The following is a 22,859-nucleotide window of genomic DNA, read 5'->3' as shown; positions in this document are numbered from 1 at the left end:
ACGCGGGGCTGTAGCCGTTTACACAGCCGGCGGGGATTCCTCGGGGCGTATGGGAGCGGGACCGGCGGGCGTACGGCCGGCGACCGTGCGCCCCTCGGCGAGCAGCCGCAGCAGCGCGAGATCGAGCACGGCCAGCCGCCGGGGTCCGGTCTGTACGACGCCCTGCTCGCGCAGCAGGCGCAGCGCCTTGGCCACCGCTTCGCGGGTGGAGCCGACGGCCGCCGCCAAGTCGTGCTGCGGCAGCGGCAGATCGACGTCCACACCTCCCGAGCCGGGGTGGCCGGTGCGTTCGGCCAGCTCCACCAGGCGGGCGGCGAGACGCTGCAGCACCTTCTCCGAGGCCAGGGACCGCCGTTCACCGTCCGAGCTGCGCAGCCGGGAGCTGAACTGCCGCATGATCAGTACGGTCGCCACGGGCCGGGCCGCCAGATAGCCGCGGAACCGGTCGCCGGGGACGACCACTCCGTCCACCGGGCCGAGCGCGGTGACCGTGGCGCTGCGCGGCCGGTGGTCGACGGCGGCCTGGTCGCCGACGACCTCGCCGCTGCCGCGCAGCGCGAGGATCAGCCGCACCCCGCGCTCCGTCTCCAGGGAGACACTGGCCCATCCGTTGACGATCGCCACGACGAAGGTGGTGGTGTCGTGCTCCCTGAGGACGACCTCGCCCGGCGCGTAACTGCGGCCCCGGCCGAGCGCGAGCAGCGCCCGCCGGTCCTGCGCCGGCAGCGCCCGTAAGAAGGGCCTGCCGTCCTCGAAGAGACTCATCGGTCTCCTCCCCCCGCTGGTTCGCTCACCCCGGCTCCGGACGCCCGTCGGCACGGCGGACGCTCCGCCCTTGTGCATGGGGTCGCCCTGGGGCCCCGGCCCGGTTCCTCAGCGTGGCGGAGAAATGGGCTCGTCTCTGATTTCTTCCGTTACAGGCGGGGTTCTCGCGCACATTGATCGAGCTGCGCTCGGTTGAGTTACAGAAGGTAAGGGTCGTGATCGGGCCCCGTCAACGCTTTCTCGGCACCCAACTGCCCTCGCGTATAACGCTTTTGACCTCCCCGAACACCTGTGCCTCACGGCCGCCTTGCCGGGACGCCCTCGGCACTCCCGAGCCGAGGGAGAGCCGGGGGGAGCGACTGCCGATGGCCATACCGGGGAGGACGCGCGAACGCGGTGGCCGGGGCTCGGCCCAGAACGGCCGGGCCCCGGACTCACGGACCACAGCCCCGGGCCCACGGGATACAGCCGCGGGTCCACGGACCACAGCCCCGGGCCTACGGACTACAAACGCGGGTCCACCGGCTCCGACTCCAGCGCGAGCACGGCGAAGACCGCCTCGTGCACCCGCCACAGGGGCTCGCCGTCGGCGAGGCGGTCCAGCGCCTCCAGGCCGAGGGCGTACTCGCGCAGCGCGAGGGAGCGCTTGTGGCCCAAGTGGCGCACGCGCAGCCGCTCCAGGTTCTCCGGGCGGGTGTACTCCGGACCGTAGATGATCCGCAGGTACTCCCGGCCGCGGCACTTCACACCCGGCTGCACCAGCCGTCCGTCCCCCTTGCGCACCAGCGCGCCCAGCGGCTTGACCACCATGCCCTCGCCACCGGCGGCGGTCAGGTCGAGCCACCACTGGATGCCCGCCGCGACCGACGCCGCGTCCTCCGTGTCGACGACCAGCCGGCCGGTACGACGCAACAGTCCCGTTCCGTCGTGCTCGACGAGCCGGTCCAGCCAGGCCAGCTGCTCGTCGTGCGGTACGGCGGCCAGGCTGCGGCCCGGCGCGGCCAGGATCTGGAACGGTGCCAGCCGTACGCCGTCCAGCCCGTCGACCGGCCAGCAGTAGCGCCGGTACGCCTCGGTGAACGCGGCCGCGTCCGCGGCCCGGTCACGCTGCCGGGCCAGCAGGTCCGGCACCTCCACGCCACGCGCCACGGCCGCCTCCAGCGCGCCCACCGCCCCGGGGAAAGCCGCTCTGGACGCCGCGCCGACCGCCGCGTACTGCCCGCGCAGAAGACCGGACGCCTTCAGCGACCACGGCAGCAGCTCGGCGTCCAGCAGCAGCCAGTGCCCGGAGCTGGCGGCTGCCTGATCGGCCGGTTCCTCCCAGAGTCCGGCGCTCTCCACGGCTTCCCGTACGGCCTTCAGCACCTGCTCGGTGACGGCCGGATCGCTGAAGAACGGCCGGCCGGTTCGCGTGTGGACCGCGCCGCTCACGCCCTCCGCCGCGCCGAACCGCTCCCGTGCCACCGCCTCGTCCCGGCACACCAGGACCACGGCCCGCGAGCCCATGTGCTTCTCCTCGCACACCACCTCCCGTACGCCGTCCGCCCGGTACGACGCGAACGCCTCGGCCGGGTGCTCCAGGTAACCGTCCTCCTTCGACGTGGCGCAGGGCGCCATCGTCGGCGGCAGGTACGGCAGCAGGCGCGGATCGGCCGCGAACCGGCTCATCACCTCCAGCGCCGCCGCCGCGTTCTCCTCCTTGACGGCGACCCGGCCCATGTGGCGGGTCTCCACGACCCGCCGCCCGGCGACGTCGCCGAGGTCCAGCGGACGCCCGTCGGCGCCGCCCGGCGCCTCGCTGGCCAGCGGCTTGGCCGGCTCATACCAGACCTGCTCGGCCGGTACGTCGACCAGTTCCCGCTCCGGCCAGCGCAGCGCCGTCATCCGGCCGCCGAAGACACAGCCGGTGTCCAGGCAGATGGTGTTGTTCAGCCAGCTCGCGCGCGGCGCCGGGGTGTGCCCGTAGACCACGGCGGCGCGGCCCCGGTAGTCCTCGGCCCACGGGTAGCGCACCGGCAGCCCGAACTCGTCCGTCTCGCCGGTCGTGTCGCCGTACAGCGCGAAGGACCGCACCCGGCCGGACGTCCGGCCGTGGTACTTCTCCGGCAGTCCGGCGTGGCAGACCACCAGCGCCCCGCCGTCGAGCACGTAGTGGCTGACCAGACCCTCGATGAACGCGGCGACCTCGCCGCGGAACGTCTCGTCCTCCCGCTCCAGCTGCGCGACGGTCTCGGCGAGCCCGTGGCTGTGCTGCACCTTGCGGCCCTTGAGGTAGCGGCCGAGCTTGTTCTCGTGGTTGCCCGGTACGCACAGGGCGTGCCCGGCGGCGACCATGCCCATCACCAGGCGCAGCACGCCCGGGCTGTCCGGGCCGCGGTCCACCAGGTCGCCGACGAAGACCGCGGTACGGCCCTGCGGGTGCCGGGCGTCCACGGCACGGCCGAGCGCGTCGTGCTCGACCTCGTACCCCAGCCGCCCGAGCAGCGTCTCCAGCTCGGAGCGGCAGCCGTGGATGTCGCCCACGATGTCGAACGGCCCGGTCAGGTGCCGCAGGTCGTTGAAGCGCCGCTCGGTGACGACCTCCGCCGCCTCGGCCTGCTCCACCCCCTTGAGCACGTGCACCTTGCGGAACCCCTCGCGCTCCAGGTGCCGCAGCGAGCGGCGGAGTTCGCGCTGGTGGCGCTGGATGACGCGGCGCGGCATCCCGGCGCGGTCGGCGCGCGCCGCGTTGCGCTCGGCGCACACCTCCTCGGGCAGGTCGAGGACGACGGCCACCGGCAGCACGTCGTGCTCCCGGGCCAGCTTCACCAGCTGGGCGCGCGCCTCCGGCTGCACGTTCGTGGCGTCCACGACGGTCCGCCGGCCGGCCGCGAGGCGCTTGGCCGCGATGTAGTGCAGGACGTCGAAGGCGTCGCCGCTCGCGCTCTGGTCGTTCTCGTCGTCGCTGACCAGCCCGCGGCAGAAGTCCGAGGAGAGCACCTCGGTGGGCTTGAAGTGCCGGGCCGCGAAGGTGGACTTGCCGGAGCCGGTGGCCCCGACGAGCACGACCAGGCACAGGTCGGGGACGCCCAGCGGGCGGTGGACGGGAGCGGATCCGGTCATGTCCGGGCCTCCTTCGCGGGGGTAGTGGTGGGACTGGTGGGGCTGGTGGGGTTCTTGGAGGTGGTTGGGATGGCGGGTGCGGGGGTGGCCGGGGTGGCCGCGGCGGGTTCCGCCAGGCGGAAGTGCGCGAGCTGGGTCGGCGGGCCGACCTCCGGGTCGTCCGGTCCCACGGGCCGGAACTCCACCTCGTACCCGTGCCGCCCCGCGACCTCCCCGGCCCAGGCCCGGAACTCCGCGCGCGTCCACTCGAAGCGGTGGTCGCCGTGCCGCACGTGCCCGGCGGGCAGCGACTCCCAGCGCACGTTGTACTCGACGTTCGGCGTGGTCACCACGACCGACCGCGGCCGGGCCGCGCCGAACACCGCGTACTCCAGCGCGGACAGCCGCGGCAGGTCGACATGCTCGACGACCTCGCTCAGCACGGCCGCGTCGTACCCCTTCAGCCGGGCGTCGGTGTACGCCAGCGAGCCCTGCAGCAGCCGCAGCCGCTCGGACTGCCGCTCGGGCATCCGGTCCAGCCGCAGCCTGCGCCGCGCCTCCTGGAGGGCGCGCATCGACACGTCCATGCCGACGATGTCGGTGAACTGCCCCTCCTTGAGCAACTCGCCCAGCAACTGGCCCTGCCCGCATCCGAGGTCCAGCACCCGCGCCGCCTTCACCTCCCGCAGCACACCGAGGATCGCGGCACGCCGCTGCACGGCGAGCGGCACCGGCCGTTCCTCGGTGTCGGCCGCCTCCTCCACCGCGTTGTCGATCTCCTCGACGGCGGTGTCGTCCGCCTCGGCGAGCCGGGCCAGCTCCAGCCGCTCCAGCGCGTCGCGCGTCAGCGACCAGCGGCGGGCGAGGTAGCGGCCCACGATCAGCTTCTGCTCGGGGTGCCCCTCCAGCCAGCCCTCACCGGTCCGCAGCAGCTTGTCGACCTCGTCGGGCGTGACCCAGTAGTGCTTGGCGTCGTCCAGCACCGGCAGCAGCACGTACAGATGCCGCAGCGCGTCGGCGACCGTACGCTCGCCCTCCAGGTCGAGGCGTACGTACCGCGAGTCGCCCCACTCCGGGAACGTCTCGTCCAGCGGCACCGGCTCCGCCCGCACCGTCCACCCCAGCGGCTCGAACAGCCGACGCACCAGGTCGGCACCGCCGCGCGCGGGCACGGCGGGCAGCGCCACATGCAGCGGCAGCGGCTGCCCGGGCAGCTCGGGGCGCGCCTTGCACTGCCCTTTCATCGCACTCGCGAAGACCGTGCTCAGCGCCACGGCCAGCAGCGAAGAGGCCGCGTACGGCCGGTCGTTGACATACTGCGCGAGCGCCGAGTCCGGGGCACCGCCCCGGCCCTTGCCACGGGCGCGCCGTACCAGCGCGACCGGGTCCACCTCCAGGAGCAGCGCGGCCGTGCACCGGCTGTCGTCCGCCTCGGGGTAGAACACATGGGCCGTGCCGTGCGCCGTCGAGAACGCCTGCGCCTTGCCGGGGTGCTTGTGCAGCACGAACCCGAGGTCGGTCGCGGGGCGCTCGGCGCTTCCGGTGGTGGTTATCGTCAGGAACACACGTCCGAGTATTGCCCGGTCGCGACCCGTTTGACGAACGGGTTTTGCGACTGGGAAGACGGGAGCTGAGCGTGGGGCCTGCGGGGATATCGCCGGCCGCTCCGGGTGGTACGGGTGCGGGTCCAGGTGCGGGATGTGGTTGCGGGTGCGGATGCGGACCCACCCGCCGGATCGCCGCCCCGCTCCGGGCGGTACGGGAACGGTCCCGCCTGCCGCATCGCCGCCCCCGGCCCCGCCCGTGCCCTGTACCCCCGTGCCCCCGTGCGCTGCCGTGCCTGTTCCCGGCTGCCGCCACCCGCAAGGCAAGATGGGCGGCATGGAACTCCGGATCTTCACCGAGCCCCAGCAGGGGGCCACCTACGACACCCTTCTCCGCGTCGCGCGGGCCGCCGAGGACTTGAACTACGGCGCTTTCTTCCGTTCCGACCATTACCTGCACATGGGCAGCACCGACGGGCTGCCCGGCCCGACGGACGCCTGGATCACCCTGGCCGGCCTGGCCCGGGAGACCACCAGCATCCGCCTCGGCACCCTGATGACCGCCGGCACCTTCCGCCTTCCCGGCGTGCTGGCCATCCAGGTCGCCCAGGTCGACCAGATGTCGGGCGGCCGGATCGACTTCGGCCTGGGCTCCGGCTGGTACGAGGACGAGCACAAGGCGTACGGCATCCCCTTCCCGAAGGAGAAGTTCGGCCGGCTGGAGGAACAGCTGGCGATCATCACCGGACTGTGGAAGACGCCCACCGGCGAACGCTTCGGCTTCGACGGGAAGTTCTACCAGCTGACGGACTCGCCCGCGCTGCCCAAGCCGGCCCAGTCGAAGGTACCGGTCCTCATCGGCGGGCACGGCGCCAAGCGCACCCCCGCGCTGGCCGCCGAGTACGCGGACGAATTCAACATCCCCTTCGCCTCGTTGGACGACACCGAGCAGCAGTTCAAACGGGTACGGGCGGCGGCCGAGCACCGCGGCCGCGACGCCGACGGCCTGGTGTACTCCAACGCCCTGGTCGCCTGCGTCGGCCGGAACGACGCGGAGGTCAAGCGCCGCGCGGACGCCATCGGCCGCCAGGTCGACGAGCTGAAGGCCAACGGCCTGGCCGGCTCCCCCGCCGAGGTCGCCGAGCGCCTGGGCCGCTTCGGGGCCGTCGGCTCCCAGCGCGTCTACCTCCAGATGCTCGACCTGACCGACCTCGACCAGCTGGAACTGATCGCGTCGGAGGTCATGCCCCAGGTGGCGTGAGACCGGACGCCCTTTCCCGGCCCTGACCACGGTTCGCGGCGGCCCTGACGCAGGGCCGCCCACCGCGGCCCCTCACACGGACAGCACCTCCCCGCCCGGCCCCCACGGCCCCGGGCACCACTCCACGAGCAGCAGGGTCGCATCGTCCCGCAGCTCGTTGCCCTGGTCGTCGACGATGAAGTGGATCAGGCGGCGCAAGGTCTCGAAGGCCAGCTCGCCACCCGCCGTGGCCCGGATGATCGTGTCCGTGAACCGGTCCAGCCCGAACAGCGCGCCGCTGGAGTCCCGCGCCTCTGTCACGCCGTCCGTGTAGAGCAGCACCCGGTCACCCGGCTCCAGATCCGCGACGTGGACGGTACGCGGTTCCGCGCTCAGCGCGGCGGGCAGACCCAGCGGCAGCTGGCCGGGCCGCTCCAGCGCCCGGTCGAGGACGGCGTGCCGGCGAATGAGCAGCGGCGGCGGGTGGCCGGCGTTGACCCAGCGCAGCCGGCCGTCGGCCAGGTCCAGCTGCAGGAAGACGCCGGTGGCGAACCGGTCGGGCAGCCACTGGCAGAGCGCCTGGTCGACGGTGTCCACCGTCTCCCGCAGGTCCGCGCCGGCCCGGCGCCCACTGCGGCAACCCGCCAGGGCCACGGAGGTGGCCAGGCCTGCGGCCAGATCGTGCCCCATCGAGTCGATGATGGCGGCGTGCAGCGTCTCCTGCGTCATCGAGTGGTCGAACGCGTCGCCCCCCAGCTCGTACGCGGGCTCCAGCACCGCCGTGGACACCGCCTGCTCGTTGCCGATCGTGCGCGGCGGCAGGAAGGCCCGCACCATTTCCGCGGGCAGCTGCATCGGCTGCGTACGCGCCTGGCGTACAAACGTGTCGCTGTAGGCCCGCTTCGAGGTGATGATGGGTGCCAGCAGTGCGGCCAGCGCACGGCAGCGGCGCATCCGCTCACCGTCCAGCAGATCGGTGCGCACCTCCAGTACGCCCAGCCGCTCCACCCCGTCGACCAGCGGCAGCCAGACCCGGATGCCGCCCTCCGGGTCCTCCACGTCCTCCACCCGCATGGCCAGGGTGCGGTAGGTCCACCCGGCGAGGGAGGAGTCCACGGAGAGCGAGCGCTGCCCCACACCCAGCGGGCACAGCTGCCGCTGCTGGATGTCCACGAGGTAGAGGCCGACGTGCCGCAGGCCGAGGGCGGCGGCGTGCCGGTTCACCAGGTCCGGCATGTCCGTGGGGGCCGCGCGCTGGACGTGCTCCAGCAGCGCTTCGAGCATCCCGTAGCCCTCGGCACCCGGATAGGCGTCCGCAAAGGCTTCGCCGGCCATCGCGATCACCTCCTACCGCAGTCTCGCACCGCGTCCGCACCCCCGCCGTGCGGGCGGCCCGCCATCGTTCCGTCATTCCCCCACTCGGGTCTCGGGCGCCTCCGACCACCTCCGACGCCTCACCGCGTACGCCACTCGTGCCCCGGCAGGAACCGCACGTCGTACCGCTCGGGAACCGTCTCGAACGTGCCGCCCTCCGGGACGACGGGCTCGCGCGGCAGACCGAGCTGCTCGGTGGGGACGCCGAGGTTCTCGAAGAACCGCTCGAACGTGCCGCCCGGCCCCGCGGCCACGCCGACGACCTGACTGTGGTGCCGCTCCATCCGATAGGCATGCGGACAGTTCATGGGCACGAAACCGAAGTCCCCGGGGGTCAGCAGCTTCTCCTGCTGCCGCCCCTCGGTGTCCTCGACGAACAGCCGGACGGCGCCCTGGGTGACGTAGAAGACCTCGTAGGTGTCGGTGTGCAGATGGGCCGGGATGAGGTCGCCCTTGGGCCCCTCGACGGTGAAGAAGTTGAACGCGTTGCCGGTCTGCTCGCCGTCGGCGTAGATGGTGACCAGGTCGCCGAACAGGTGGGCACGGTCCCCCTCGCCTTTCTCGATGAAGTACGGGCGGCCGGGTTCCGCGGGGATACGTGAGGTACGGCGGTAACGCGTGGCGAACTCGGCAGTCATGGAACCTACTGGGACGGACATGCGAAACGTCAGACTTCCTGACGTTTTCCATGTCAGGTACCCTGACACGCACCCACCCGAGACGCAAGCCGCCTCCACCCGGAAGCGCCCCCACCCCTCTCCCCCGCGAGGACCCCATGACCTCTGCCGCCCAGCCACCTCCCCACCGCAATCTCCCCCAACTGCTCGGCGACGCCCGGCGCTGGTTCGAGGAAGGCCTGCTGACCGCCATGAACGCGGCCGGCGGACCTCCGGTGACCTCGACCCAGGTCCAGCTGTTCGCGGTTTTGGACGCGGAAGGCACCACGGTCGCCACGCTGGCCCGGCGCATGGGCGTGACCCGGCAGACCGCACACCAGGCCGTACACGGCCTTGTGGCGGCCGGACTGCTGACACAGGCCCCCGACCCCGCCTCGGCCCGGCAGCGGCTGATCCGCCGCACCCCGGCAGGCGAACGCGCCCATCACCAGGCCGAACGCCTCCTGCAAGACCTGGAACGCCAACTCGCCGAACGCATCGGCCACCACACGGTCAACGCCCTCCGCACCGCCCTCGAAACCCCATGGGGCCCAACGCCAACCGTCTGAGCGGAGCGTTCACCGCACCCGGCCGCAGGACTGTTCCCGCCGATACCGATCGGCAGATGAGGCCGCCGAACGGACTTGGCAGCAGATTCCTCGTGGCGGAGTGCTCAGGATGGCGGAGTGCTCGGGGTGGGGAGTGCTCGGGCCAGAAACACCGACCCGAAGCCCCGCCCCTCAAGGGGCGACCCAGCACATCAGGCCGGGTGCCCTCGGCCCTCATCAACGAAGAATGCAGAAATTCTCAACTCCACACCCCACCACACCCCCGCTACCAACCCACAACTATTTCCCGGGCCCACCCCTCAGCCCCCTCAACTCAGCTCCAGCTCTCCCGCTCCCCAACTCCCGCACCAGTACGCTTTGCTGACCTTATTCTTTCCCACTAAACACACCCCATCCACGCCACTTGCACACCCACCCCCTTCCCCCACATCCACCCCACCCGCACTCACCCTTTCGGCTCAACAACTCCCGCCCCCGCACCCCTTGCCAGCCGCAGCACGTTGATCAGTAAGTCGGAGTTAGGACTTACTGAAAGAGGTATGACGTGCCCTATCCCACCACCCGTGGAGCCGCGATCTCCACGACGGTGCTGACGCTGGCCAGCGCCCTCACCGTCACCGCGGCATCCGCGCTCGACCACCGCGACGACACCCCAACCCCCAGGCGCCTCAACGCCACAGCCGCGTACGGCTCGTTCGACGTACTGACGCACCAGGCCACCGACCTGAAGGCGAAGATCACCGAAACCGACGGAACGCCGGTGCCGGGCCTGCCCGTCCAGTTCACCGTGTCCGGCGAAAAAGCCGTCTTCTGCGAGGCCATCACCGACACCAACGGCTACGCCGAGTGCAAAAACTCATCCCTCCCGCCATTCCCCGTATCCGCCGTCAAACTGCTCACCAGCGGCTACGAAGCCACCTTCGACGGCAACCCCCGGTACGCCCCCGTCTCCGCCCACAATTCCGTCGGCGTAGAGATGCGCTGAGCACCCCTCCCGCCCACAAACCCCACCCCACCCCACCCCGCCCCACCCCGCCCCGTCCCACTCCACCACCTCCACTCCGTCCCCTCGCCACCCCAGCTCAGCGGGCCGGCCCCGGACCCCACCCATCCCCACCCCGGCCGCCGGCCCCTGATCACTGCCCCAACACCCCACCCCCGCCCTCAACCACGAACTCCCCCAGGCAGCTACCCGCCGCCCCGCGCCTTTCCATAAGCGGCCAGCTCCTCTGCGCTGCCGATGAAAGCCGGCCCGCAGTACGGCGGCAGTCGATCGACAACCATCGCTACCGCGGCCTGCGCGCTGCCCGTCTCGGCGATCCGCGGACTGCTCCTACTCGGCCCTCCGGCGTAGTACCGGCCGCCTCCCAGCGTGCCTATGTAAGGGACGTCCCAGGTGTAGCGGATCTCCGTGCATCTGCTGAAGTGCAGCTCCCACATACCGGTCCAGGGATGGAGCTGACGAAGCAGCGGCTCGGCATGCGCCGCCCGCACCAACTCTGCAAACAGTTCCAGCAGCGGTGCCCCCTCCGCCCGGGAAGGTTCACCAGCAGTGGCCAAGATCTTGCGCCAGGCGTCCTCGACAGAGTCGGTCATACCGCGATGGTGCGTTCCTACGACGCCGTCACCAAAATCACCCGCTGCCCAAATCACGCCCAGCCACTCGCAACAGCCCCGCCCCCCCACGGGCCCAAACCCAACCCATTCCTCACCCCACACCCCCACACCCCCACACCCCCACACCCCCACACCCCCACACCCCCACACCCAAGCACCCGCACCCGCACCCGCACCCGCACCCGCACCCGCACCCGCACCCGCACCAAACGCTAGCCCGACCGCCCCGCACGGCCGCCCCGCACGGCCGCCACCGAACTTCAGCCTCGCCGAACCCGAGCGTCGCCAGTCTCAGGCGTCGCCTGACTCGCCTCCCGAGCCCCGGCATCACCAAACTCGGGCGCGTGGCCATACTCGCCCCCCGTACCCCGGCCTCAACAAACTCGGGCGCGTAGCCATACTCAACCACCCCGGAACTCGGCCATCACCAAACTCGGCCATCACCAAACTCGGGCGGCGCCGAACTCAGCCACCCCTGAACTCAGCCATCACCGAAGCCCGGCCGCCACCGAACTCGGGCACCCCCGAAGCCCGGCCGCCGCCACCACCCAGCTTCAACCGCCACCAGACCTCCGTCCCCCTCGAACCGTCCCCAGCGCCAGCACGATCACGTCCCAAGCGCCAGCCCGACCCCGTCCCGATCGCCTCGCCCTCCCTACTCCGCGCGCCTCGCCCGCCCCGCCCCGTGTCGACCGGCCGACGCGCGCGGGGCGCTCTGGCGGCCCTGGGGCGCTCGCGCCGGTGCGTGCGCCCGTCAGGCCGTGTCGCGGGTCCGCACCGCGAGGTACTTCAGTATTCCGGTGACCCGGTCGCGGGACTCATCGGCCACGTCCATCGCCTCCACACAGGTCCAGTACATCCCCTCCTCGTCCGCGGCGCAGACCACGCCCACCAGGGCCTCGCACACCTCCCCGAGCAGCCACGACAGCCCCCGTAGCGCCGCCAGGGTGTCCCGGACCTCGGACAGCTGGGCTGCGCGTGGCCCGCCGAGCCTCGGCGCCGGAATCACCAGTGCCGCGCTCGTCCTCCCTCCCGCATCGCCCAACCCCCGGGCCCGGGACCGCACTTCGTGCGGCCCGGATATCGCGAGGTGACTGCCCACCGCCTCGGCCAGCGCCTGCGCCTGCCACGCCTCGACGACGATCTCCTGGACCGTCTGCGCCTGCGCCAGACCGCGCCGACTGGCCGCGATGATGCGCACCGCGTCCATCCGCGCCCCCTCCCTCAGACCACGTCAGCTTCGCCGCATCTACCTGCCACTACCCAGCGTGAACTTGAAAGGCCCAAAAGGCCAGAGGAATTCGCAAATCTGTGGACAACCAAGACGATGTGGAAAGATCCTTCACTCCATAGAGTGACGATTGGCTCGTTCGGCCCCCTTCGCGGGAAATCGCGTCTCGTTGCGCTCGATCTTCGCGGCCAGTGCCTGCAGCACATCGATCCCCAGGGCCTCGCAGAACTGCAGCAGGTACGCCAGTACGTCGGCGACCTCGTCCTCGACCCGTCCCGCGGCCGTCGCGTCGCTCATGACCTTTGCCGACTCCTCCGGCGTCAGCCACTGGAAGATCTCGACCAGTTCGGAAGCTTCGACGCTGAGCGCCGCGGCCAGGTTCTTGGGGGTGTGGTACTGCTGCCAGTCGCGGGCGGCCGCGAACTCGGCGAGCCGCTTCTGCAATGCATGGAGGTCTTCACTCATACCCCTAGATGTAGCACCCGTACCTCCGGCATCCCCTCGACGGCCGTCGCGTCCCGTACCGTCCCGAGCAGCCGGATGTGTCCGCGCCCGACCATCCGCACGGCAAGCTCCAGCAGCGCCCGCGCCTGTCGGTCGTCGAGGCTTCGGTCCATCCCGTCCGCCATCAGCCCCAGCACCTGGCGTGCGGAGAGCACCTCGCCCGCCGGGTCCATCGCCAGCACCTCAGGGCCCGTCAGGAGCACCAGCGCGAGCGCGACGTAACGCAGCTCACCGTCCCCGAGCTGTTCCAGCGGTGTCGCCGGCAGCTCGCCGCGCTCGACCAGCGCCCGTATGCCGACCGTCCCTCCTCGCTCCACCGGTTCGGCCCGCAGCCCCGCGACCGGCCCGACGCAGCCCGCGCGCACCGCCTCGACCAGCACCGCGTGCCGCCGCGCACACTCCCGGCTGGTCCGTCCCAGTACGGCAGGGAGATTGTCACAGGCGGGACGCAGCCGCCCGTCCCCGGCCGACCACCCCCAGCTCCCCCCGAACGTGCCCCCGTCGTCCCCCATACCGTCGCCACCGGACGCCACCGGATACTCTCCCGAGGCATCAGCCTCGGCGCGCGCACCAGAACGAGAAGCACCACCAGCCCCGGTGACACCGCCAACGCCAGAGGTTCCAGGGGTTCTGGGGGGCGCGGGGGATGCGGGGGGTGTGGGGGTTCTGGCGACTCCAGAAGGCTTGGAGGGTCCAGAGGCTCCGGAAGGTCCAGGGCTTCCCGCGTCGTCTGAAGACCCAACAGTCCCAGTAGACCTAATGACCCCGCTGCCACCAGAGACCCCAGAACTATCGCCAGACACACCGAAGACACCGGATACACCGGATGCCCCGTGCCCACCAGAGGCGCCACCAACCCCCTCACGCCCGACACGGCCGCCACGGCCACCGCCCGTCCGACCACCGGAACCGGAACCGGAACCACCCCCGGCCCCACCCCCGGAACTGCACCTGGCTCCGCCCCTACCCCCCGCCGAACCGCCCGACTCCGTACTCGCCCCTGCTCCGCCTCCTGCCCCTGAGCCGCACCCGCCCCCAGGTCCCGCCCCGCGCATCACCTCCGGTCTCGGATCGCACGCGAACACCGACCGGAGGGCCACCACCACCTGCTCGGCCGCCGCGAGTACGAGCCGCTGCCCGGCCGTCTTGCCCGCGACGCGCAGCGGCAGCAGAGCCGTACCGAGTCGGTCGTCGGGCAGCGGCGCGCGCGTTACAGGTGTCGACCCGGCCGTGTACCAGGCCGCCTGGACCGCGCGCCGGGCCGGGTCCGTAAGGGCCGTCGACAGCAGGGTCTCGCCGCCGCCCGTCAACCGTTCGCCGACGATGCGCAACTCCGGCTCGGCCTGTACGGCGACATCGAGCCGGACCGGGCCGACCGGTCCATCGACCGTGCAGCCGATACGGAACCCCCGTCTCCCCTGGCCGTCGGGACGCGCCCAGGCCGGCACACAGCCGACCGCGCCTCCGGGCGCCGCCGCCACGGCCCGCGCGAGCCGGGCGCCGCTGCCGAGCCGCGCGAGGATCTCGTACGCCTGCAGCACGCTGGACTTCCCGCTGCCGCTCGCACCGGTCAGCAGCGTCAACGGGCCAAGCGGGAAGGTCGCGCCGCGGTGCGACTTGAAGGCGGACAGACGTAATTCGGTGACCGCCGGGCGCACACTTTCTGTGTCCATGGGAAGACGCTAGGCAACCGGCGAAAGCAAAACCGTTACGGCTGCAACGCCTTCCTACGATCGGGGTACGAGACCGGCCGGCGGCTCGGCAACCTCGGTGCCGACGGGCGTCAGCAGGAAGACGTTGGTGTCGACCCGGTGCATCCCGCTGGCGAGCCCGAAGACGACGCCGCTGGAGAAGTCCAGGATGCGCTTGGCCACGTCGGCGTCGGCGCTGCTGAGGTCGAGCAGGACCGGGATCTGCGCCATCAGGTACTCGGCGACCTCGCGCGCGTCGGCGAAGGTCTGGACCCGGATGACGACGAACCGCCGCATCTCCTCGCCCGGCTCCTCGTCGGGCAGGGCACGGTGGTCGGGCCACGAGGGCCATTCACTGCCGCTGCGAAGGGGAACGACCTCGGCGAGCCCTTCCCACTGTTCGTCGGTGGCGTCGGGCCTGTTCACCGAATCACCTCTCCCGGAGGGGCTGGACAACGTCGGTATCTGCATCGCGTAATTGTAGGGATAACCGCTTATACGTCTTCGGGTGCGACACACGGATGGCGTCATCTGGCTCCTCCATCCTGCACCATGGCCACTGACCGGCGCCGACCCCCAGGCATATATCCTGCGTCGAGATCCCGTGTTCCTGTTCACTCCCACTGCTACGTAGGTCGGTTCCTCCATGAGCGCTGATCCTCCCGGCCGCGGCCTGCGCGGCCTGCGCGGGCTCCGCAAACCGGCGAAGAAGCGGCCGGTGTCCGCGGCCCCGCCCGCCGGCCCCGCGGACGAGCCGCCCACGCCGGCTCCCGGCACCGCGTCCGTCGGCAGTGTCATCAATGCCACTCTTTACGGCGACGGACATCGCCTCAGTACCCACGAAACGCTCGCCGACACCTTCCGGCACCTGCGCACCACGGCCGGTTCCATGGCCTGGATCGGCCTGCACCGGCCGTCGTCCTCCGAATTGGTCACCCTCGCCTCGGAATTCGACCTTCACCCCCTGGCCGTGGAGGATGCGCTGGAGGCCCATCAACGGCCGAAGCTGGAGCGTTACGGCGAGACGCTCTTCGTCGTTCTGCGGGCCGCGCGCTACCTCGATGACCCCGAAGAGGTCGACTTCGGCGAGCTGCACGTCTTCGTCGGCCCCGATTTCGTCATCACCGTCCGGCACGGTGGCGCTCCCGACCTGCCCGCCGTGCGCCGGCGTATGGAAGCCACACCGGAACTCCTCAAGCGGGGACCCGAGGCGGTCCTCTACGCGATCCTCGACGCCGTCGTGGACGATTACGCTCCGGTGGTCGCGGGCGTCCAGAACGACATCGACGAGATCGAGACCGAGGTCTTCGGCGGCGATCCGCGCGTTTCCCGCCGTATCTACGAACTCTCCCGCGAGGTGGTGGAATTCCAGCGTGCGACCCGCCCCCTGAACGGCATGCTGGAAAGCCTGACCGCGGGCTTCGAGAAATACGGGATCGACGAGGAACTCCGCCGCTACCTCCGTGACGTCGCCGACCACGCCACCCACACCACCGAACGCGTCGACGGCTTCCGCCAGGCACTCCAGGACATCCTCACCGTCAACGCCACCCTGGTGAACCAGCAGCAGAACGCCGAGATGCGCGCCCTCACGGAAGCGGGCTTCGAGCAGAACGAGGAAATCAAAAAAATCTCCTCGTGGGCGGCCATTCTGTTCGCCCCGACCCTCGTCGGCACCATTTACGGCATGAACTTCGATCACATGCCGGAGTTGCACTGGGTGTTCGGTTACCCTTTCGCCGTCGCCCTGATGGCAGTCGTGTGTACCGGTTTGTACGTCATCTTCAAGCGGCGGGACTGGCTCTGAGCAACCGGCGTCAGCACAAGCGTGCTGCTGGCTGCAGGCTGCGAAATCGCGTGCAGCGCAGCTCCTCCAAGCCGCTGGGGAGAATCTGGGGCGAATGAACTCAACCGGTCTCTGGCCGAGATGGCCATGGACCGCCACTCGCCCCAGCGCATCCGGCTCGACGACGAGCGCCCTGCATTACTAAGAGTGATGACCAGGCCAGCCGGAAGGACAGCATGGACAAGGGTGGGTGCAGTGAATGCTGCACCCACCCTTGTCGGAGACCACCGAGGCAAAGCTGCCCAGTGCTGTGACCGCGTAGGTTCGCCGGGTTGGTGGTCACGGAGGTTGGATGTGCGGTGACGTCCGTCCCGACCGCTGGAGGCGCGGTGGCCGAACCTGTCCGTGTGCCCAGACTGACCGACCGAGGCCCTGGTGCCGGCGGTTCCGGGCCGCACGCAAGCCGCCCGCCCGAGGGGCGGGACGGCTGGTGATCCGCATCAGCGCTGCTGGTGCCAGCTGCTGGCTACGCCCCTGTGCGTCCCGCCATTCTTCGAGCAGGCTGCGGACCACAAGTTGCCTCTCAGCCGATCAGAGCCGGTAGGTGACGGGCGGACTTCGCCGATGACCCGCTGGAACCCCTGTGCCGAGCATCTCGTCGGACCGGCCCACGGTGCAGGCGGGGTGGGCACCGTCGTCGAGACGGTCGCAAGAAGCGTCAGAACAGCCTGGAGGCGCCTACCCCGAGATGCAGGCGTTGCGCCCGGCGCGCGACCGCCATAGATGATCCGACCAACGATGGCAGCGACGTTGGGCTGATCGTCACTCATTCGTAGGAAACGATGGCCACGCAAGGGGGACGGGGCGCCTGAAGACCGTGCCCGCCCGGCGCCGCCCGGTTCACTGAAAGCTCCCCGCAGGACTTCATCCGCACAGGAGCACCGGACATGTCTGAACAGGGACACAACAGCTACACCGCGCCCACCGGAACAACCGGACGGATCTCCGCGGCCGGACTCGGGCAAGCCTTCCTGCTCGCAGTCGGCGTCGCCGACCTCGTACTTGACCATGTGCGGCAGGCCGCCGACCGGGGCCAAGGGCTGCTGCACCGCTCCGACCTGCGGGAACTGCTCGCTGACGGAGTCGGTGAACTGCGCGCCCGCGGAGAGCTCGCCTCCCGGCGGGTGACCCCGGAGACCGGGAACTACCTGGAGCTGATGGCCGGCCGGGCAGCGAAGCGAAGCGGCTTGCCGCATGCATGACACCGGGGATCTGAAGCGGAGAATCGATACCTGCCTGCGTCGGCTGGTCGACGAGGAGGAAGCCGAACTGCTCCGCGTGTCGGGCGACCTGATGCCGTTGTGCCGGCAGTTGCGCGCGTCGCTGACCCGTGGGAAGCGGCTGCGTGCCGCGTTCCTGTACTGGGGCTGGCGAGCCGCCGACCAGCCGGACTGCGAGGGCGTGGTCAAGGCCGCGGCCGCGATGGAACTGGTGCACGCGGCCGCGTGCACCCACGACGACATCATCGACGACAGCCGCCTGCGGCACGGCGTCCCGACAGCCCATGTCGCCTTCGCCGAAAGCGGTTCCCGTTCCTGGGACGCCACAGCGGCCGGAGCATCCCACAGGTTGCGCCAGGACCGTTCCGCCGCGCTGGCCATGATGCTCGGTGACCTGCTGATGGGATACGCGGGGCAGGTCTTCGCCACCTGCGGCCTGCCCGGGGCGTACGTGGCGCGGACAGTACCCCTGTGGTCGTCGTTGCTGCGCGAGACCGTCGCGGGCGAATTCCTGGAGGTCCTGCGGACGGGCGGCGTCGTACCCAAGGTCGCCGAATCGCTGGAGGTGGCCCGGTACAAGACAGCCAAGTACACCGTGGAGCGACCCCTGCACATGGGCGCCACGCTCGGCGGCGCCTCCCCCCGGGTGCTCGACGCCTTCACCGGGTACGGGATGCCGCTGGGCGAGGCGTTCCAGCTGCGCGACGACCTGCTGGGCGTCTTCGGTGACCCCGCCGAGACGGGCAAGTCGAACCTCGACGACCTGCGGGACAAGAAGCCCACCGCGCTGCTCGCGGTGACCGTCTCACTGTTGTCCGCCAGCCAGGGACAGCAGTTCCAGGAGGTCCTGGGCAAACCCGCGCTGGACGAGGCTGATGCCGCGCACGTACGGCAGTTGATGGAACGCAGCGGGGCCCGGCAGCGCATCGAGGACATGATCCAGGAGCGGATCGCACAGGCCCGCGCGGCGCTGGAAGCCGTGGCGCTGCCGCCGGAGGCCCGCACGGCGCTCGGCACGCTGGCGAACTCGGCAACCGACCGGTCCCTGTGACAGCACGAGAAACGAGGAGCCCGTGACGACTGAGACCACCGCGCGGTACACCGACACGACGCTGGATGAGCTGCGCGCCCAAGGCGATCCGCTCGCCGACGCCACTGTCGCGGCCATGTTCGAACGCGGAGAGGTGCGGGACTTCAACACCCTCATGCGCTTCTTCAGCACCGCAGGCAACAAACTGCCGCCGGGGCTTCCGCCCTCGGCCGCCTCCTACCTGGAGGCGACCGGTATGCCGCCCACGTGGGTGGACTGGGACATCATGGAGCGCGCGCGGCTGTTCTTCATGGACAACGCCGCACACATCAACACGGGTCTGTCCTTCGCGGCCATGCCGGCCACCTACGCCGTGCCCCGCGTGGCCAAACTGCTCGCCTCGACGCACTCCATGGACTACCCCTCGCGCCGGATGGCGAACACCGGGCAGTTCGTCACCTACCTGATGCAGACCAACGCCTTCGAAGAGGGCAGCAAGTTCATCCCGGCCGCCCAGAAAGTCCGCCTGCTGCACGCCGCGGTACGCCGCCACCTGACCACGTCGGGCCGCTGGGATACGGAGCGTGACGGCACACCGCTGTGCCAGGAAGACATGATCGGCGGACAGATCTGCTTCTCGATCCTGGTATTGGACGCGATGCACCGCCTCGGCATTCACATGAGCGAGGAAGGCGCGGAGGCGTACTACTACGCCTGGCGCGTCGTCGGGTCCATGCTGGGCTGCGACATGGAGGCGGCCCCGCAGAACCTCACCGAGGCCCGCGCGTACGCCGACCTCTACCTCACCCGCAACCTGGGGCCGTCCGAGGACGGGGTACGTCTGAACAACCAGTTGATGCGGATGTACGAGGATGTCGTCCCCGGCACCATCTTCGACCCGATCGTTGCAGCGACGGTCCGGTTCCTGGTGGGCCCGACCATCGCCGACTGGCTGCAGGTCCCGCGCAGCCCCTGGGATACGGCAGCCAAGGCCGTACCCGTCGTCCTCGGCGCGCTGGAGGCCATCGAGGACAGCAGCCCGCTGGGGGAATGGGCACTGGACAAGGCAGGCGACCTGCTCACCGCCTTCGAACTCACCTCCCTCACCCGCGGCCGGGTCATGCAGTACGCCATTCCGGAAGAACTCAAGACCGACTACGGGGTGCGCTCGCAGCAACGCCGTAACCAGCGCTGGGTACCGCCCGCCCCGACGGCAGCGGGCACGGACTGACAACGCGTGCGCGGGGAGCGCGTTCCGTTGCCACGCGCTCGCCCGGAAGATCTGCCACGGCAAGGCGGGACAGCTCTGCCGGCGTTACCAGGACGGCATGGAGGACCAGATCGGCGCGCTGGGCTTGGTCCTGAATGCGCTCGTGCTGTTCAGCACGAGGTACATGGACGTCGCCGTCACGCAGCTGCGCGAGGACGGGGACGAGGTCCGCGACGAGGACGTGGCCCGCCTCTCCCCGTTCGTCCGCCATCACATCTGCTGGGCCGCTATTCCTTCCAGCTCCCCGACCTGCCCGGCGGCCTGCGGCCCCTGCGCGCCCCGGACGCCACCGACGGCTAATGACCGGGCGCCGAGGCGGCCCGCGAATGGCGGGCATCGTGGCACGGCCGTTCTTACTGCACTGCCGGGAGGCCGGTGTTCGTCAGGGTGTCTTCGAGTGCGGGGCGTCTGCTGGCCTGCTGTGTGCTGTGTGCTGTGTCGGTGGGTTCGGTCTGTGAGAGTGCGGCGAGAAGTTGCAGCTTCTCGTCGCTGTCGCTGTCCTTGTCGAGGTAGTAGACAACGAGGATGACGTCGTCGATGGGGAGTTTGTCGCGGTGGAGCCGCAGTTCACCGACGATGGGGGGGACTGTGGTGGTGCCTCCGTCGAGGTTGCGGATGTCGTGTCGGGCCCACAGGGTGCGGAACCGCTGACTGGACAGTGCGAGTTCTCCGACGAGTTCGACAAACCGGGGGTTGTCGGTGTCGTCCCCGGTGGTGGTGCGAAGAGTGGCGAGGAAGCTGGCGGCGGCTTTGGCCCAGTCCTGGTGAAAGGCTTGTTCCTCGGGATCGAGGAAGAGGGAACGAAGCCGGTTCTGGCCGGGCCGCAGGCGCGGGGAGAGCGCGACGGCCATGGGGTTGGAGGCCAGAACGTCGAACGCACGCCCTTCGACGAACGCGGGAATCTGAAGGTGGGCGAGGAGCTGGTGCACCCGTGCCGGTACGTGCTCGGGTCGCTTGCGGCGCGGAGCCCCGGGGCGCGCTGCCGTGAGGCCGAGCAGATACGTCCGCTCGACGTCGTCGAGGCGTAGGACATGCGCGAGTGATTCGAGGACCTGAGGTGAGGGGTTCTTGTCGCGGCCGCGTTCCAGCCTCAGGTAGTAGTCGGGGCTGATTCCGCCGAGCAGGGCGACTTCCTCTCACGGCGCAGGCCGGGCACGCGGCGGTTGCCGCCGGGCGGGATTCCTGCCTGCGCCGGGGAGATCAGCTCGCGCCGGGCGCGCAGGTAGCTGCCGAGCCGGTTACCGGATTCCTCATCCTTCATACCGACACCGTAATGCGGTGTGCGTGACTCAGAGGGGGCCCTGGTACGACCAGGGAAAACCAGGGCCCTGCCGCACTCAGCGGATTCCGTCAAGACTGCAATGGCAGTGTTCTGCGAGGGACACGGAACATCACTGAATGCGCCGCGGGCCTGAACGCCGTCGGTGTCCTGGACTGAAGGGAAGATCTCGTGGATCTCTCCAACCGCACCGTTCTCATCGTCGGCGGGACCTCGGGTATCGGGCGGGAGCTGGCCCGCCGGTTCGCCGCAGCGGGCAGCACCGTGGCCGTTGGCGGCCGCAGTCCGGAGGCGCTCTCGGAACTCGCCGGAGAAGGCTTCGGCACCGTGCGGATCGATGTCACCGACAGTGCCTCCGTCGCATCTGCCCGTGACGCGGTGCTCGCCCGGTACCCCGAGCTGGACACCGTGGTGACGATGCCTGGCGTCATGCTCCTGAAGGACCTGCGCGACCCCGCGCACTTCGAGGCGGCAGAGACGACGATCGACACCAACCTGGTGGGCACCATCCGGGTGATCGACGCCTTCACCCCGCACCTGGTCCAACTCGACCAGCGCCGCGCCCAAGGGAAGGTGCTGCTGGACGTCCGGTGAGGCAGCCCGGCCGGATCGCAGCCGAGTGCGGGTTAGAGAAGACGATCCTGTGGCTGTCGTCACCGAGCGCACCGCCCAGACCGTCGTGGCCGACCTGGAACAGGCCGGCTACCTGCGCCGCAGGCGCACCGGGCGGCGCAACCGGTACATCTGAACCTGAACGGCACCTACCGGCATCCGGCCGATCTGCCTGTCCTCGCCTTCCTGGTCTTCACGGGCCCGGGCCAGGCCGCTGCCGGGGCACCTGACCCTGCCTCCCCGCCGCCCGGTGAAGCCCGCGGCAGTCCCCTCATGCGTAGGCCCGCGTAGGTCAGGAAGGGACCCCGAAGCCACCACCGGGAGGTGACTGCTTGAGGCGGTTGGTGCATCACTCAACGGTGTAGCGCTGTTCGTAGGCGTCGCTGTCGAAGCCCGGAGGCTGGCCCCCGGCCGGCCTCGTCCGAGACGGTGGCCGACCCCGGCGGGGCGGTCAGCGTGACTGCCTGGGCTCTGCTGCTACGGCGGAGAATCGACGACGACGTCATACAGCCCCGGGCTAGCCGTGACCGGTGTCCGGGGGTCCTCCCGCGCGGCTCGCGTGCGCTGCTGGAACTCGGGATCGGCGCCAGCCGCCTGGTATGCGTCCAGGCTTTCCCAGTGGGACACGTTGACGAGCTGGAACCGGGCCTCCGACGAACGGGACCGGTGCAGCGTCGAGTCGAGAAAGCCGGACTTGGCGCTCATCAGCGCGGCGCGTTGCTCCCACTGTGCGACGAACGCATCGACATGCTCGGCGGCTATTTCGAAGATGTTGATGAACGTGACGGACGAACCGGGAGCGTTCGCCGGAGGGCTGTCTGTGGTCATAGGAACTCCTGAATGGATTGGTGCCACCCGGCCAGCTTTCGACGGGAGGGGTAGCGGGTGGGTCAGATCCTGTCGCGCAGGGCGGTGAGTTGCAGGATGGCGAACGCCGAGACGGGGACGGCCTGCAGGACCGTCCACACCGTGCCGACGGCGTTGGGGCCCCACCAGTCGAGGGCGAGGGAGGCGGCACTCGCCACCACCCACAGGGCCCCGACCGTGATGACGAGCCACACCGAAGGGGTGGGCGGATGAGCACGGCCGGCCAGTAGAGCAACGCCCCCTCCGATTGTCAGCATCAGGCCACCGGAGGTCAGCAGCAGCTTGTCGCCGACCCCCAGTAGCCGGGCGAGAGGACCGGAGGCGAAGAGGTAGAGCAGCCCGAACGCGATCATTCCGGCCGCGTCCAGGGCGAGGATGCGACGCAGCAGAGTATGCGTCGGCGGGTGGGCATCCGGCGGGGCGACGTCTGCGGATGGCGGTGTCATCGAGGACTCCGAGCAGT

General features: G+C 70.4%; 19 protein-coding genes and 4 pseudogenes. 9 read left to right on the top strand and 14 right to left on the bottom strand.

The genetic code is table 11. From position 1 onward, the window contains the following. Positions 1–18 precede the first annotated feature (18 nt). The 3 genes from ACZ53K_RS30215 to ACZ53K_RS30205 all read right to left on the bottom strand — a co-directional run bounded on the left by ACZ53K_RS30215 (position 19) and on the right by ACZ53K_RS30205 (position 5,411). Positions 19–765 (bottom strand): Crp/Fnr family transcriptional regulator, encoded by a 747-nt coding sequence (locus tag ACZ53K_RS30215; RefSeq protein ID WP_468842640.1) that lies wholly within the window; start codon positions 763–765, stop codon positions 19–21. Between the two features lie 504 nt (positions 766–1,269). Then, a complete protein-coding gene (locus ACZ53K_RS30210; RefSeq protein WP_468842637.1) occupies positions 1,270–3,867 on the bottom strand; it encodes a polynucleotide kinase-phosphatase in 2,598 nt (865 codons plus the stop codon). Then, entirely contained in the window at positions 3,864–5,411 is a 1,548-nt protein-coding gene (locus tag ACZ53K_RS30205) for a 3' terminal RNA ribose 2'-O-methyltransferase Hen1 (RefSeq protein ID WP_468842634.1), read from the bottom strand. The genes ACZ53K_RS30210 and ACZ53K_RS30205 overlap by 4 nt, the downstream gene beginning before the upstream one ends. Positions 5,412–5,727: 316 nt before the next feature. On the opposite strand from ACZ53K_RS30205, the gene ACZ53K_RS30200 reads away from it, so the two are divergent. After that, a complete protein-coding gene (locus ACZ53K_RS30200) occupies positions 5,728–6,651 on the top strand; it encodes an LLM class F420-dependent oxidoreductase (protein WP_468842631.1) in 924 nt (307 codons plus the stop codon). A 72-nt stretch (positions 6,652–6,723) separates the two neighbouring features. On the opposite strand, the gene ACZ53K_RS30195 is transcribed toward ACZ53K_RS30200, so the two are convergent. Then, positions 6,724–7,965 (bottom strand): PP2C family protein-serine/threonine phosphatase, encoded by a 1,242-nt coding sequence (locus tag ACZ53K_RS30195; RefSeq protein WP_468842628.1) that lies wholly within the window; start codon positions 7,963–7,965, stop codon positions 6,724–6,726. A 119-nt stretch (positions 7,966–8,084) separates the two neighbouring features. Beyond that, entirely contained in the window at positions 8,085–8,642 is a 558-nt protein-coding gene (locus ACZ53K_RS30190) for a quercetin 2,3-dioxygenase (protein WP_468842625.1), read from the bottom strand. A 137-nt stretch (positions 8,643–8,779) separates the two neighbouring features. On the opposite strand from ACZ53K_RS30190, the gene ACZ53K_RS30185 reads away from it, so the two are divergent. Both ACZ53K_RS30185 and ACZ53K_RS30180 read left to right on the top strand, forming a co-directional pair. After that, entirely contained in the window at positions 8,780–9,229 is a 450-nt protein-coding gene (locus ACZ53K_RS30185; protein ID WP_468842622.1) for a MarR family winged helix-turn-helix transcriptional regulator, read from the top strand. Between the two features lie 544 nt (positions 9,230–9,773). Continuing rightward, complete coding sequence (locus tag ACZ53K_RS30180) at positions 9,774–10,214, top strand: Ig-like domain-containing protein (RefSeq protein ID WP_468842619.1); 441 nt, start codon at positions 9,774–9,776, stop codon at positions 10,212–10,214. 203 nt (positions 10,215–10,417) lie between these two features. Here ACZ53K_RS30180 and ACZ53K_RS30175 read toward each other — a convergent pair whose 3' ends face one another. The 6 genes and pseudogenes from ACZ53K_RS30175 to ACZ53K_RS30150 all read right to left on the bottom strand — a co-directional run bounded on the left by ACZ53K_RS30175 (position 10,418) and on the right by ACZ53K_RS30150 (position 14,698). Next, a complete protein-coding gene (locus ACZ53K_RS30175; protein WP_468842617.1) occupies positions 10,418–10,825 on the bottom strand; it encodes a DUF6193 family natural product biosynthesis protein in 408 nt (135 codons plus the stop codon). Positions 10,826–11,600: 775 nt separating this feature from the next. Further along, positions 11,601–12,056, bottom strand: coding sequence for a DUF6099 family protein (locus tag ACZ53K_RS30170; protein ID WP_468842614.1), 456 nt, complete (start codon positions 12,054–12,056; stop codon positions 11,601–11,603). Positions 12,057–12,188: 132 nt separating this feature from the next. Continuing rightward, complete coding sequence (locus tag ACZ53K_RS30165; RefSeq protein WP_468842611.1) at positions 12,189–12,542, bottom strand: nucleotide pyrophosphohydrolase; 354 nt, start codon at positions 12,540–12,542, stop codon at positions 12,189–12,191. Next, the gene (locus ACZ53K_RS30160) at positions 12,539–13,093 is read right to left on the bottom strand and encodes a hypothetical protein (protein ID WP_468842753.1); all 555 of its coding nucleotides are present in this window, start codon (positions 13,091–13,093) and stop codon (positions 12,539–12,541) included. The genes ACZ53K_RS30165 and ACZ53K_RS30160 overlap by 4 nt, the downstream gene beginning before the upstream one ends. 519 nt (positions 13,094–13,612) lie before the next feature. After that, positions 13,613–14,254: pseudogene (locus ACZ53K_RS30155) on the bottom strand (AAA family ATPase); the annotation flags it as partial. A gap of 54 nt (positions 14,255–14,308) precedes the next feature. Then, positions 14,309–14,698 carry a cell division protein SepF gene (locus tag ACZ53K_RS30150; protein ID WP_468842608.1) on the bottom strand — a complete coding sequence of 130 codons (390 nt, stop codon included), beginning with the start codon at positions 14,696–14,698 and terminating at the stop codon, positions 14,309–14,311. Positions 14,699–14,918: 220 nt separating this feature from the next. Here ACZ53K_RS30150 and ACZ53K_RS30145 point away from each other — a divergent pair, with 220 nt between their 5' ends. The 5 genes and pseudogenes from ACZ53K_RS30145 to ACZ53K_RS30125 all read left to right on the top strand — a co-directional run. Then, a complete protein-coding gene (locus tag ACZ53K_RS30145) occupies positions 14,919–16,079 on the top strand; it encodes a magnesium and cobalt transport protein CorA (protein WP_468842605.1) in 1,161 nt (386 codons plus the stop codon). Between the two features lie 926 nt (positions 16,080–17,005). Further along, a complete protein-coding gene (locus ACZ53K_RS30140) occupies positions 17,006–17,320 on the top strand; it encodes a hypothetical protein (RefSeq protein WP_468842602.1) in 315 nt (104 codons plus the stop codon). Next, a complete protein-coding gene (locus ACZ53K_RS30135; protein ID WP_468842600.1) occupies positions 17,313–18,389 on the top strand; it encodes a polyprenyl synthetase family protein in 1,077 nt (358 codons plus the stop codon). The genes ACZ53K_RS30140 and ACZ53K_RS30135 overlap by 8 nt, the downstream gene beginning before the upstream one ends. 22 nt (positions 18,390–18,411) lie before the next feature. Beyond that, the gene (locus tag ACZ53K_RS30130) at positions 18,412–19,599 is read left to right on the top strand and encodes an oxygenase MpaB family protein (RefSeq protein WP_468842597.1); all 1,188 of its coding nucleotides are present in this window, start codon (positions 18,412–18,414) and stop codon (positions 19,597–19,599) included. 31 nt (positions 19,600–19,630) lie between these two features. Further along, positions 19,631–19,938: pseudogene (locus tag ACZ53K_RS30125) on the top strand (Tn3 family transposase); the annotation flags it as partial. A 53-nt stretch (positions 19,939–19,991) separates the two neighbouring features. Here ACZ53K_RS30125 and ACZ53K_RS30120 read toward each other — a convergent pair. Beyond that, positions 19,992–20,899 (bottom strand): annotated as a pseudogene (locus ACZ53K_RS30120) (helix-turn-helix transcriptional regulator). Between the two features lie 189 nt (positions 20,900–21,088). Between ACZ53K_RS30120 and ACZ53K_RS30115 the strand changes: the two are divergent. Continuing rightward, positions 21,089–21,496: pseudogene (locus ACZ53K_RS30115) on the top strand (SDR family NAD(P)-dependent oxidoreductase); the annotation flags it as partial. A 510-nt stretch (positions 21,497–22,006) separates the two neighbouring features. Here the strand turns inward: ACZ53K_RS30115 and ACZ53K_RS30110 are convergent. Both ACZ53K_RS30110 and ACZ53K_RS30105 read right to left on the bottom strand, forming a co-directional pair. Continuing rightward, positions 22,007–22,357 (bottom strand): antibiotic biosynthesis monooxygenase family protein, encoded by a 351-nt coding sequence (locus ACZ53K_RS30110; protein ID WP_468842594.1) that lies wholly within the window; start codon positions 22,355–22,357, stop codon positions 22,007–22,009. Between the two features lie 62 nt (positions 22,358–22,419). Continuing rightward, positions 22,420–22,842 carry a hypothetical protein gene (locus ACZ53K_RS30105; protein ID WP_468842592.1) on the bottom strand — a complete coding sequence of 141 codons (423 nt, stop codon included), beginning with the start codon at positions 22,840–22,842 and terminating at the stop codon, positions 22,420–22,422. Positions 22,843–22,859: the final 17 nt, after the last annotated feature.

It is taken from the genome of Streptomyces sp. NPDC033221, assembly GCF_055577005.1.
Note: the sequence above shows the minus strand (reverse complement) of the source record. Positions and strands in the feature narration are given on the sequence as shown.